This is a genomic window from Pseudomonas sp. C1C7 (assembly GCF_013359595.1).
Classification (GTDB): Bacteria; Pseudomonadota; Gammaproteobacteria; order Pseudomonadales; family Pseudomonadaceae; genus Aquipseudomonas.
Genome location: NZ_JABFMP010000033.1, coordinates 12,091 through 22,805, shown reverse-complemented (window position 1 = coordinate 22,805; position 10,715 = coordinate 12,091). Strand labels below are relative to the sequence as shown.

The following is a 10,715-nucleotide window of genomic DNA, read 5'->3' as shown; positions in this document are numbered from 1 at the left end:
GGAGGGCTTATGGCGTCAATTCATATTGAGGAAATTCAAAAAATCTTGTCTGAGCAAGGAAATAAAGATGCCTTGCCAAATCACGCCAATGGGGAGGGCTACTTTCTAGAAATTAGATTTGACAGCCCTACTCTTAAGGCAACCGGAATTGTTGATGATGAGTACAAGGACAGGGTGATAACTCTAGATTGTCCGTACGGTACGGTCGTTATTTTGTGCGATGGCGAGGGGCAGTTGAAATCAATTGAGTTAAGTTGACTGTACAGTGGTAGCACTCTCCCAGCACCGGCCTTGCGCCGGTGTTGTTTTATCTGCTTACTGCAAAACCTCTCTTCCTTCACTGCTCGCCTTGGTCGTGGCCTGAGCGATCAGGGCATCGAGCATCTGCGCAACAAATTTCTGTTGGGTCTTAGGTAGCTGATCTATGGCTTCCAGTTGCTGTTGCCATTTCGGAGCAGGGCCACGCTTACGCACAGTGGTTTTGCGGCCACCGCCAGCCTTTGGGTAGTGAGGCTCGATCAACGCCACCAACCCGCTCCACGCCACCTGCTCCATCTCGGCCAGGAAACGCTCGCGACGGGTTTGCTTGCGCTTACCGGCGTACTCGAAATCGGAAAAGCTCATCTGACACATGGAATGGCGGGCTTGTAGAGGGCAGTTGGACGGAAGGCTATTTCAGCACAGGTCAAATGGCCTGTGCTGACTTGATCGGAGAATCCCTAAAGAGGTTCTCAGTAGCAACCCGAAGGTAATTCCTGACCCGCGTGGTGCACCTGGGTACTTCAAGTATGAAGGAGGTGGCTTGGAAATGATTTATAATCCCACGACAGGTCAAGTCGGGCATATTCAGCCAATAAGGACAAAATAATGTCTAGTGATATTTGGTGTGATATTAGCAATGAGCTAGAGCGTTATAGCTCTAGTTATACAATCATTCGCCAGTATCTAAGTGTCTATGAAGAAAAGTGTATTAGCCTTATTCAGAAAGTATCTGCTTGCTTCTCTTTCGAAGAAGCTCGAGAGAGCTTTGATGAATTGCATGAGGTACAACGTAATCTTTCGACTATTAAGTATAAATTTGAGTTTCCTTTGAATGATCGGCTTCTAGATTTTACTTACTATTTGGATCGGGATGATGATTATTCGAGAAAGTATTGGTATGAACAAGTTCGAAATGGCCTAAAATGCCCGTTGAGTGATATTTAACGGTGAGAAAAGTGGGGGTGAAAAAATAAACGAAAAGGGGAAAGATTTGAATGGCACTTACTTAGCAGCTAACCGATTGAGCTGAAAGCAAAAATGAAGAAGGGCTGGCCTTGGTCTACGGTGATAGTTGCGAACACACACCGGAGAACCAAGGACACAGCCCACATGGATCGTAGGCATCAAATTCTCCAGCATCAACAACAACGTTTGCGCCGCCACGCTTCGAACTGTGATGCCTACGCTTTTTTCAATCTGCTTACGGCTCCTGAGCTGCTGCAGCGTGTCGAGTCAGCGCTGCCAGAGCACCGAGAGCGTTTGTTTCCACCAACAGAAACGCTATCGATGTTCCTGGCTCAGGCGATGAGTGCCGATCGCTCCTGCCAGAACGCCGTCAACGATTTCTCCATCAAACGGTCCTGTAGCGGCATGAAACCCAATAGCACTCGCACGGGCGCCTTCTGTAGAGCCAGACAACGCTGCCGGTAGAAATGGTATCCACGCTGGTTCGACAGACCGGTTCGTCTATCAGTGATCAGGCACCGCCCTCGTGGCGCTGGATGGGGCGACCGGTACGCCTTGTCGACGGGACAACGGTTTCGATGCCCGAGCTGAGCTTTAAGCACAGCCTTCAACTATGGCTGGCCTTGCGACAATATGGGGCCCCTGTAGGCGAGGATGGTCTAACAGATTTATTGATGCTGATCGCGCAAAGACGCGTTGGAAATCGACCTGGTCGCATCGAACCGCGAGCCATAAAACGAAGACCTCAGGCCTATCCCTTGCTGACCAAATCACGCCGGTTAGCAAGGGCAGATGTCACGAAAAACGGGCACGCTAAACATGTTAAGTAAGTGCCATTCAAATCGGTCCCCTTTTTTATGCGGGCAAGCCTCGCTCCTACAGGTTTTGTGTCGTATATGGAAAATGCGAACAACACAGGATCAGTAGGAGCAAGGCTTACCCGCGAAGGCGTCTCGGCAGGCACAACAAATTCCCTGATATAGACTCAACAACACCCAACCACCACCGGAGAGCCCCCATGGCAGGACTGCAATGGACTCGCTGATCACTGCCGCTGCTCAGGCGCTGGCGGCGGGGGATCCGTTGGGGGCGCTGGATCGGGTGGCGTTGCGTGAGGATGCGCCGGCGTTGGCGTTGCGCGGGATTGCCATGGCGCAGTTGGGCGATCTGGCGCGGGCCAGGACGCTGGTGCGGCGGGCGGCGAGGGCGTTTGGGGCGAAGGAGGTGGTGGCGCGGGCTCGGTGTGTGGTGGCCGAGGCGGAGATTGCGCTGGCTTCGCGGGATCTGGGTTGGCCCGTGGCGGCGTTGGAGGCGGCGCGCTTGGCGCTGCAAGCGCATGGCGATTGGGTGAATGCTGCCCATGCGCGCTATTTGGATATCCGCCGCTTGCTGTTGATTGGGCAGCTTGATGAGGCGCGGGAAAAACTCGCACAAATCGATTCGGCCACTTTGCCACCGGCGCTGAGAGCTACCCATGAACTGGTGGCGGCGGGGATCGCCATGCGTCACCTGCAATCGCAGACTGCCCATGCGGCCCTGGCCAGGGCCGAGCTTGCTGCCCGGCAATCGGCGATCCCGGCGCTGTTGGCGGAAGTCGACAGCGCGGTACAACTGCTCAACAGCACGGCCGCGCATCTGACGACTAAGGGGCTGCGGCAACCGTTGTCGCTGCAAGCGGTAGAAGCGCTGCTCACCTCGACCTCACTGGTGGTGGACGCCTGTCGCTACGTTGTTCGCGGCGCCGGCATGTCGCTGTCGTTATCGACGCGCCCGATCCTGTTCACCCTCGCTCGCACGCTGGCCGAAGCCTGGCCAAACGATGTGCCGCGCGAAATCCTCATCTCCCGCGCCTTTCGCCTGAAGCTCAGTGACGAGTCCCATCGCGCGCGCCTGCGGGTCGAAATCGGGCGGCTGCGGGCGGCGCTCAAACCGCTGGCGGGTATCACCGCGACCAAGCGCGGATTCGCCCTGGTCCCCCAGTCATCCCCTGACGTGGTGCTGCTCACGCCCCCGGTCGAAGAGAAGTGCGCGGCATTGTTCGCGTTGCTCAACGATGGCGAAGCCTGGTCGAGTTCGGCGCTGGCGTTGGCGCTCGGTCAAAGCCAGCGCAACGTACAGCGAGCCCTCGATTCGCTGGCGGCGCAGGGCAAGGTGCAGTCGTTCGGACAGGGCCGCGCTCGACGCTGGCTGACGCCGCCGGTGCCCGGTTTCGCGACGACCTTGTTACTCCCGGTGCCGCTGCCCGGTGGCTAGGATGAACGCCACCAACCCCTTTCGAGGAACACCACGATGAAACAGTCAGCCGCTGAAATCCTCCGTGAATATGGCCCTTTCGAGGGCGTCGACACCGTGCACGGCCTGACCTGGGACGGGCAACAGGTGTGGTTCGCTGCTACCGACAAACTCACCGCCCTTGACCCCGACAGCGGCCGCACGCTGCGCTCGATCGACGTCGCCGCCCACGCCGGCACCGCCTTCGATGGCAAGCACCTGTTTCAGATCGCCGAGGACCGCATCCAGAAAATCGACCCGCAAACCGGCAAGGTCCTCAGCACCATTCCAGCCCCCGGTGGCGGCAATGACTCGGGGCTGACCTGGGCCGAGGGCTCGCTGTGGGTGGGCGAGTATCGCGAGCGCAAAATCCATCGGATCGATCCGGACAGTGGCGCCATTCTGAGCACGCTGGAGTCAAACCGCTTCGTCACCGGTGTGACCTGGGTCGAGGGTGCGCTGTGGCATGGGACCTGGGAGGGGGAGGAGAGTGAATTGCGCCGCGTTGATTCGCGCTCCGGCGAGGTGCTGGAGAGCCTGAAGTTGCCAGCTGGTATTGGTGTGTCGGGGCTGGAGTCCGATGGTGGTGAGCGGTTTTTCTGTGGTGGGGGTAACAGTGGGAAGGTGAGGGTGGTGCGTCGTCCCTGATCCTGAAACGCGGTCCATGTAGCCGCTGGCGAAGCCAGCTGCTACAGGTCCTGCGGTGGCTCAACGGATTGGCATTAAACAAACAACTTCAACAACAACGTCGCCAGTATCACCGTCGAAGCCCCGCCAATCCGTGTCGAGATCTGCGCAAACGGCATCAGCGACATGCGGTTCGATGCCGACAGAATCGCCACATCCCCGGTCCCGCCCAAGCCGCTGTGGCAGCAGGTCACGATGGCCGATTCGATCGGGTACATGTTCATCAGGTTGCCAATGAAAAAACCGGCAACCGTCATCGAGACCACCACCGACACGCAGACCAGCACATAACCCACCGAGAACACTTTCACCACGCTGTCCAGCGGCACGTAGAGCATGCCCAGGCCGATCATCACGGGCCAGATGAATGCCGAGGACACCAGTTTGTAGAAAGTGTTGGCGCCTTTTTCGAGTTTCTCTGGCAGCAGGCGTGCGTACTTAAACAGCACGGCGGCGAGGATCATCATCACCGGGCCGGGGATGCCGACGACTTTTTCCAGCAGGCCGCCGAGCACGAAGAAGGCGCAGATCACCAGCACGCCGGCGCCCATGACGCGGAAGTCGACGACGGAGCCGCTGTCTTCCTTGACCTTGAATTTGTCATTCTCGGCCCTGGCGCGAATCAGCGAGCCTTCACCGTTGATGCCCGGGCGTTTCAGGGCCAGGCGAGCCAGGTAGCCGGCGCAGATGATCGCAACGATGTTGCCGACCACCGCGGCAGGCGCCAACTGTGCGACGTAGATATCCGGGGTGCCGCCGAGGATCGCCGAGTAGGCCAGCGACAGCGGCAGAATCCCTTCGCCGATCCCGCCACCGATGATTGGCACGATGATGAAAAAGAACGTGTGGTGAAAGCTGTAGCCCACCAGTTTGCCGACGATCAGCCCGCTGGCGACCGCGGCCAGGGTGCCGACCAGCAGCGGGATGAACATGCGCAACATGCCCTGGACCAGGATGAAGCGGCTCATGCCCAGAATGCTGCCGACCACCAGGCTTGCGATCACGAAGTAGAGGAAGTTGGCTTCTTTCATCAGCATCTTGGTGGCGTCGATCGTGGCCGGGCCGAAGAAGCCGTAGAACACCAGGATCGAGGGCAGCATCAGGCACAGAATGGCGCCGCCGCCGATCTCCTTGAGCACCGGCAGGCGCGAACCCATTTGGCCGAAAAACACGCCCATGGTCATGATGACGGCGAGGCCGCCGATCATGTTTTTCGGCAAGAAGCCGAGGTGGGCCGAGAGGTAGACGATCAGCGCGATGCCCAGGAACACCGGCAGCGGGATGACGCCGATTTCATAGGTGCGCAGGCGTTGCACAAGCCCGACGGCGGGGATTTTCAGGGACGGTTCGATGGACTCATTCATGTCGCGACTTCCTCATGTTTGTTGTTATCGAGGATTCAAAAAAATCTACGGTTTACGCCTTGCCTCTCTGTAGGCGCGAGGGGGAAAGCGCTGTGTTCGAGATGAATGCTATCCTTCGCGAATTTCGTGATAAACAGCGGAGCCATGAGGCGTATGAACACGAATCGTGATCAATTTCCCCTGCCTGAAGACCTCAAGGTGTTTCTCACCGTCGTGCGCAAGAACGGTTTTGCCAGTGCCGCCGAAGAGCTGGGTTACTCGCCGGCGTACATCAGCAAGCGCATTTCCGTGCTGGAAACCACGTTGTCCACACGCCTGCTGCATCGCACCACACGACGCATTGCCCTGACCGATGACGGTGAACGGGTGCGGGTGTGGGCGGAAAAGCTGTTGGGGGATTTCGACGATTTCGTCGGTGAGATCGCCGAGGCCCGCCAGCAACCCATGGGCTCGCTGCACATCTGCAGCAGCTTCGGTTTCGGCCGCAACCATGTCGCGCCGGCGATCTGCAAACTGTCGCAGACCTACCCGAAACTGGAGATCCGCCTGGACGTGTTCGACCGCGTGGTTGATATCGTCGGCGAGGGTTTCGACCTGGAAATTCGCGTCGGCGATGACCTGCCCGGGCAGCATCTGGGGCGCAAGCTGGTGAGCAATCGACGGGTGCTGTGCGCAACGCCCGAGTACCTTGAACGGCGGGGGATGCCGCGCTCGCTGGACGACCTGAAGAACCACGATTGCCTGGTGCTCAAGGAGCGCAACAATGCGTTCGGCGTGTGGAACCTGACGCGCGACGGCCAGGAAGAATCGGTGCGGGTCAGCGGCCCGCTGTCATCCAACAGCGGCGAGATCGTTCTGGAATGGGCGCTGAGCGGCGGCGGGATTCTGTTGCGCTCGATGTGGGACGTCAAACCGATGCTGGAACAGGGCCGACTGGTGCAGGTGCTGCACGACTACACCCAGAGCGCCAACGTGTGGGCGGTGTATCCGACGCGGTTGAGTCAGTCGGCGAAATTGCGGGTGTGTGTGGAGTTTCTGGAGGCGTATTTCCGCGACCTGTCGGTCGAGTAACCCGTGGGAATCACGAACCCCCTGTAGGAGCTGCCGAAGGCTGCGATCTTTTGATTTTGATTTTTAAAAACAAGATCAAAAGATCGCAGCCTTCGGCAGCTCCTACAGGGGATCAGGCGTCAACCGAGCCAGGGATTCTGCGCCAGATGCCGCGCCTCGAAGCTGCGAATCTGCTCCGCCCGCTGCAAGGTGGTGCCAATCGCATCGAGCCCCAGCAGCAGCAACTGCTTGCGCAACTGATCGATCTCGAAGCGGATCACGCTGCCATCGGCCAGCGCCAGGGTCTGCTCCGGCAGATTCACGCAGATCCCTGCCGTCTCCGGCCGGCTGACAACCTCGGCCACCCGCTTCAGTTCCAGCTCATCGAGCTGAATCGCCAGCACCCCGTTGCGCTGGCAGTTATCAAAGAAAATCCCCGCGAAACTGCTGCCGATCAGCGCTCTGATACCGACCTGCTTAAGCCCCCAGACCGCATGTTCGCGGCTCGATCCGCAGCCGAAGTTGGGGCCCACCACCAAAAATGCCGCGTCCGTCCATGCCGACTGGTTGAGGATGAAGGCCGGGTTGGCTTCACCTGAAGGCAGGAATCGCAGGTCGAAAAACAGCCCCCGATCCAGCCCCTGGCGATCGATGCCCTTGAGAAACTGCTTGGGCATGATCACATCGGTGTCGATGTTGGCTGCCAGCAGTGGTGCGGCGCTGCCGCTGACCGTAGTGAAAGGTTGCATGCTTCAAGCCTCCAGAGAGAATGTGCGAACGTCGGTCAAATGCCCGGTGATCGCGGCGGCCGCGACCATGGCCGGGCTCATCAGGTGGGTGCGCGCCCCGGCGCCCTGGCGGCCTTCAAAATTGCGGTTGGTGCTGGAGGCGCAACGGTCGCCTGGGGCGAGCACGTCGTCGTTCATCGCCAGGCACATCGAGCAGCCCGATTGTCGCCATTCGAAACCGGCCTCCAGGAAAATCTGCGCCAGCCCCTCGCGTTCCGCCTGCTGGCGCACGAGCGTCGAGCCGGGAACGATCATCGCCCGCACATGCGCGGCCACCTGTTTGCCGCGCACCACCTGGGCGACATCCCGCAGGTCTTCGATGCGCGCGTTGGTGCAGGAGCCGATGAAGGCGTGGCTGATCACCACGTCGCTGAGCGGCATGCCGGGTTCCAGGCCCATATAGTCGAGGGCCCGTTGCATGCCCTGACGCAAAATCAGGTCCGGCTCGTCGGCGGGATTCGGCACGTGACCGCCCACCGGCGCGGCCTGATCGGGGCTGGTGCCCCAGGTGACCATGGGCTCGAGAGTGCTTACATCCAGGCGAACTTCGCGGTCGAAGAGGGCGCCTTTATCGCTGTGCAGCGTGGCCCATTGGGCCAGCGCCTGCTCCCAGCGCTCACCTTGCGGTGCCCGTGGTTTGTCCTTCAGATAGGCGAAGACCTTTTCGTCCGGCGCCATGAACGCGCCCCGGGCGCCGGCCTCGACGGCCATGTTGCAGATGGTCATGCGCGCTTCGACGCTCAGGTCGCCAATGCCCGGGCCGGCAAACTCAATCGCGTAACCGGTGGCGCCCGAGGCACCGATGGTCTCGATCAACGCCATGATGATGTCCTTGGACTTCACGCCTGTGCCCAGCACGCCGTCGACCGTCACGCGCATGGTTTTCAAGCGCTTGTAGACCAGGGTTTGCGACGCCAGCAGGTGCTCGATTTCCGAGGTGCCGATGCCGAAGCCGAAAGCCCCCAGCGCGCCGTAGGTGGTGGTGTGACTGTCGCCGGCCGCGACCACCATGCCTGGCAGGATGAAGCCTTGTTCCGGGGCGACCACGTGTTCGATCCCCTGGCGCTTGTCCAGCACGTCGAACAGTTCGATGCCGAAATCCCGGCAGTTCTCTGCAAAGTACGACACCTGCCGCGCGCCGCCGGCATCGGGCATGGTGGCGATGCGGTTCGGTGCGGTCGGGTTCACATGGTCGACCACCGCCAGCGTCGCCGCCGGCCGCCAGACCGTGCGCCCGGCTTCGCGCAGGCCGCTGAAGGCTTGCGGGCTGGTGTATTCGTTGGCCACCTGGCGGTCGATGTACAACAGTACATGGCCCTGATCGTCGAGTTCGCAAACGGTGTGACTGTCGATGTGCTTCTGGTAGAGCGTTCTTGGGCGGGTCATGGAGTGGACTCTTGTTTTGGCGAGATCACGGAAAACATGGCCATAGCTTATTCGTCGCGAATCCTGCATCAAGCGCCATAAAGTGATCGCTTTGCGCACGTAATGTGAATAATTGCCCTGGGACACGGTGCATGGCACACCGTATGGCAACGTTCGATTGCCATCGGCCTTCAACTTGCGTAAACAGCCCAGCTGTCGAACACTTTCCGATACAGATTCAGGTTTTCATGGGCAAGGAGTGACAGTGAGCATGGCGTTCAATCACAGGGTCGTCAGTACGACGAAGCGAGGCGTGCGTTGGTAGAGCGACGTCAGTTCAGCGGTGGCATGAAGGGCAAGAACCTGCGCTACCTCAATGAGCATGAAGGCCAATCGGTGCGGGCCCGGGCCGGGTTTTTGCTGTTGGAGCACTTTTCCCTGCCGGCGTTTACCCAGGCACTGGACACGATCGTCACGGCTAACCTGCTGCGGCCCGAGCTGTTTTCCACCAAGACCTTCGGTTTGGCCGAAGGAGAAGTGATCAGCGATCTGGGGCTGGTCATTCGGCCGGATGCGTGTCTGAGCCACGCCGAGATTCAGGCGCTGGATTTGCTGGTGGTCTGTGGCGGTTACCGGACCACGCTCAAGGCCGATGAGGCGTTGATCAACCTTTTGCACGACGCCGCCGAGCAGGGCGTGACCCTGGCCGGGGTGTGGAATGGCGCGTGGTTCCTTGGGCGCGCCGGTTTGCTCGATGGCTATCGTTGCGCGATTCACCCCGAGCACCGCCCGGCGCTGGCGGAGATCGCCAAGATGACCCAGGTCACCAGCGAAGCCTATGTGGTGGATCGGGATCGCATGACCGCGTCCAGCCCGAACGGCACGTTCTATATGGCGCTGGAGTGGATTCGAGGGCTGCACGACAAGGCGTTGACCGATGGCATCGAGGATATTCTGGCGTTCGAGGCGTCGCGTTATCGGCGTATCAAACCGTCGCTGAATGCTTCGGTGTGTGGGCCGTTGCGGGAGGTGGTGAACCTGATGGACGCCAACCTCGAAGAGCCGCTGGAGATGGAGGCGCTCTGCGAATATGCGGGGCGTTCGCGGCGGCAGATCGAGCGATTGTTCAAGGAACAACTGGGGACCACGCCGCAGCGGTATTACATGGATCTGCGCATTACCGAAGCGCGGCGGTTGTTGCAGCACACGACCTTGAGCATTGTCGAGGTGTCGGTGGCGTGTGGGTTCGTGTCGCCGAGTCATTTCAGCAAGTGCTACAGCTCGTATTTCGGGTATCGGCCGTCGAAGGAGACGCGGTTGGTCAAATAGCCGATCTGGAATATGTTCTTCTGTGGGAGCGAGCAGGCTCGCTCCCACAAGGGTTGCGCGGGGTTAGCGCATCCGTCGCTTGATGATATCCAGCACATCACACCCATCACGCAACGGTATGGCGCACAGCAGCGCAAAGTCGCTGAGGATGAAGGATTCACACTCGATCGAGCCGCGCATGGACAGGTTTTCCAGGACCTCGACGACCGCGCGGATGCGGTAGTTGGCGGCTTCCAGCAGGATGTCGAGCGGGACGTGGGTGTCGATGAAGAAGGTGGGCATGTCGCTGCAATTGCCGGTCATGGCCATGTAGCGGTTGCCCGGTGGAGGCAATGGTTTTTCGTAGGGTGGATCGGGGTGAAGTTTTGTCATGGTTGAAAGTCCTTGGGTGAGCAATCGAAGCTGCCAACGGCCTTTCCTACGGGCTTGGGTGGCAGCCGTGCGCGGGAGTAGGAAACTGAGAACTCACCAACTCAGCCACGTCGAAACGTGTCCCGCGCACAGCCGCCGCAAAAACGGAGCTGATAAGCGCTAAGTTGTGAGGGTTTCCTACGCCCTGCCCCCGCTTTCGCGGCGACGGAGAAAAGCCTATCCCGCCAACCCAACGCCCACCAGTTCATGCAAGTCGCCGCAG

General features: G+C 59.6%; 11 protein-coding genes and 1 pseudogene. 7 read left to right on the top strand and 5 right to left on the bottom strand.

The features are described from left to right. The first annotated feature begins 9 nt into the window (after positions 1-9). Positions 10-258 (top strand): hypothetical protein, encoded by a 249-nt coding sequence (locus HNO86_RS23280; protein ID WP_175379275.1) that lies wholly within the window; start codon positions 10-12, stop codon positions 256-258. A gap of 225 nt (positions 259-483) precedes the next feature. On the opposite strand, the pseudogene HNO86_RS23275 reads toward HNO86_RS23280, so the two are convergent. Then, a pseudogene (locus tag HNO86_RS23275) lies at positions 484-633 on the bottom strand (IS5/IS1182 family transposase); the annotation flags it as partial. Positions 634-867: 234 nt separating this feature from the next. Here HNO86_RS23275 and HNO86_RS23270 point away from each other — a divergent pair. The 4 genes from HNO86_RS23270 (at position 868) to HNO86_RS23255 (ending at position 4,146) form a co-directional block, all read left to right on the top strand. After that, positions 868-1,206, top strand: coding sequence for a hypothetical protein (locus HNO86_RS23270; RefSeq protein WP_175379274.1), 339 nt, complete (start codon positions 868-870; stop codon positions 1,204-1,206). A gap of 634 nt (positions 1,207-1,840) precedes the next feature. Then, positions 1,841-2,044: a DUF769 domain-containing protein gene (locus HNO86_RS30660; protein ID WP_372242553.1), complete on the top strand. Its 204-nt coding sequence runs from the start codon at positions 1,841-1,843 to the stop codon at positions 2,042-2,044. A gap of 215 nt (positions 2,045-2,259) precedes the next feature. After that, positions 2,260-3,480, top strand: a complete 1,221-nt coding sequence (locus HNO86_RS23260) for a helix-turn-helix domain-containing protein (protein ID WP_175379273.1) — start codon at positions 2,260-2,262, stop codon at positions 3,478-3,480. A 36-nt stretch (positions 3,481-3,516) separates the two neighbouring features. Continuing rightward, positions 3,517-4,146 (top strand): PQQ-binding-like beta-propeller repeat protein, encoded by a 630-nt coding sequence (locus HNO86_RS23255; protein WP_175379272.1) that lies wholly within the window; start codon positions 3,517-3,519, stop codon positions 4,144-4,146. Between the two features lie 74 nt (positions 4,147-4,220). On the opposite strand, the gene HNO86_RS23250 is transcribed toward HNO86_RS23255, so the two are convergent. Continuing rightward, positions 4,221-5,549 carry a 2-hydroxycarboxylate transporter family protein gene (locus tag HNO86_RS23250; RefSeq protein ID WP_175379271.1) on the bottom strand — a complete coding sequence of 443 codons (1,329 nt, stop codon included), beginning with the start codon at positions 5,547-5,549 and terminating at the stop codon, positions 4,221-4,223. A 153-nt stretch (positions 5,550-5,702) separates the two neighbouring features. Between HNO86_RS23250 and HNO86_RS23245 the strand changes: the two genes are divergently transcribed. After that, positions 5,703-6,620 (top strand): LysR substrate-binding domain-containing protein, encoded by a 918-nt coding sequence (locus tag HNO86_RS23245; RefSeq protein WP_175379270.1) that lies wholly within the window; start codon positions 5,703-5,705, stop codon positions 6,618-6,620. Between the two features lie 119 nt (positions 6,621-6,739). On the opposite strand, the gene leuD is transcribed toward HNO86_RS23245, so the two are convergent. Together leuD and leuC are read right to left on the bottom strand one after the other, a co-directional pair. Then, on the bottom strand, positions 6,740-7,348 hold the full coding sequence (leuD, locus tag HNO86_RS23240) for a 3-isopropylmalate dehydratase small subunit (RefSeq protein ID WP_175379269.1): 609 nt from the start codon (positions 7,346-7,348) through the stop codon (positions 6,740-6,742). A 3-nt stretch (positions 7,349-7,351) separates the two neighbouring features. Then, the gene (gene leuC, locus HNO86_RS23235; protein WP_175379268.1) at positions 7,352-8,773 is read right to left on the bottom strand and encodes a 3-isopropylmalate dehydratase large subunit; all 1,422 of its coding nucleotides are present in this window, start codon (positions 8,771-8,773) and stop codon (positions 7,352-7,354) included. A 297-nt stretch (positions 8,774-9,070) separates the two neighbouring features. Between leuC and HNO86_RS23230 the strand changes: the two genes are divergently transcribed. After that, positions 9,071-10,081, top strand: a complete 1,011-nt coding sequence (locus HNO86_RS23230; RefSeq protein WP_175379267.1) for a GlxA family transcriptional regulator — start codon at positions 9,071-9,073, stop codon at positions 10,079-10,081. A 63-nt stretch (positions 10,082-10,144) separates the two neighbouring features. On the opposite strand, the gene HNO86_RS23225 is transcribed toward HNO86_RS23230, so the two are convergent. Then, the gene (locus HNO86_RS23225) at positions 10,145-10,453 is read right to left on the bottom strand and encodes a hypothetical protein (protein ID WP_175379266.1); all 309 of its coding nucleotides are present in this window, start codon (positions 10,451-10,453) and stop codon (positions 10,145-10,147) included. Positions 10,454-10,715: the final 262 nt, after the last annotated feature.

What these genes read in the sequence shown, in the direction of transcription:
- HNO86_RS23270 (WP_175379274.1), top strand. Translation starts at nt 868, where the DNA reads ATGTCTAGTGATATTTGGTGTGATATTAGCAATGAGCTAGAGCGTTAT.
- HNO86_RS30660 (WP_372242553.1), top strand. Translation starts at nt 1,841, where the DNA reads ATGGCTGGCCTTGCGACAATATGGGGCCCCTGTAGGCGAGGATGGTCT.
- HNO86_RS23255 (WP_175379272.1), top strand. Translation starts at nt 3,517, where the DNA reads ATGAAACAGTCAGCCGCTGAAATCCTCCGTGAATATGGCCCTTTCGAG.
- HNO86_RS23280 (WP_175379275.1), top strand. Translation starts at nt 10, where the DNA reads ATGGCGTCAATTCATATTGAGGAAATTCAAAAAATCTTGTCTGAGCAA.
- leuC (WP_175379268.1), bottom strand. Translation starts at nt 8,773, where the DNA reads ATGACCCGCCCAAGAACGCTCTACCAGAAGCACATCGACAGTCACACC.
- leuD (WP_175379269.1), bottom strand. Translation starts at nt 7,348, where the DNA reads ATGCAACCTTTCACTACGGTCAGCGGCAGCGCCGCACCACTGCTGGCA.
- HNO86_RS23225 (WP_175379266.1), bottom strand. Translation starts at nt 10,453, where the DNA reads ATGACAAAACTTCACCCCGATCCACCCTACGAAAAACCATTGCCTCCA.
- HNO86_RS23260 (WP_175379273.1), top strand. Translation starts at nt 2,260, where the DNA reads ATGGACTCGCTGATCACTGCCGCTGCTCAGGCGCTGGCGGCGGGGGAT.
- HNO86_RS23250 (WP_175379271.1), bottom strand. Translation starts at nt 5,549, where the DNA reads ATGAATGAGTCCATCGAACCGTCCCTGAAAATCCCCGCCGTCGGGCTT.
- HNO86_RS23245 (WP_175379270.1), top strand. Translation starts at nt 5,703, where the DNA reads ATGAACACGAATCGTGATCAATTTCCCCTGCCTGAAGACCTCAAGGTG.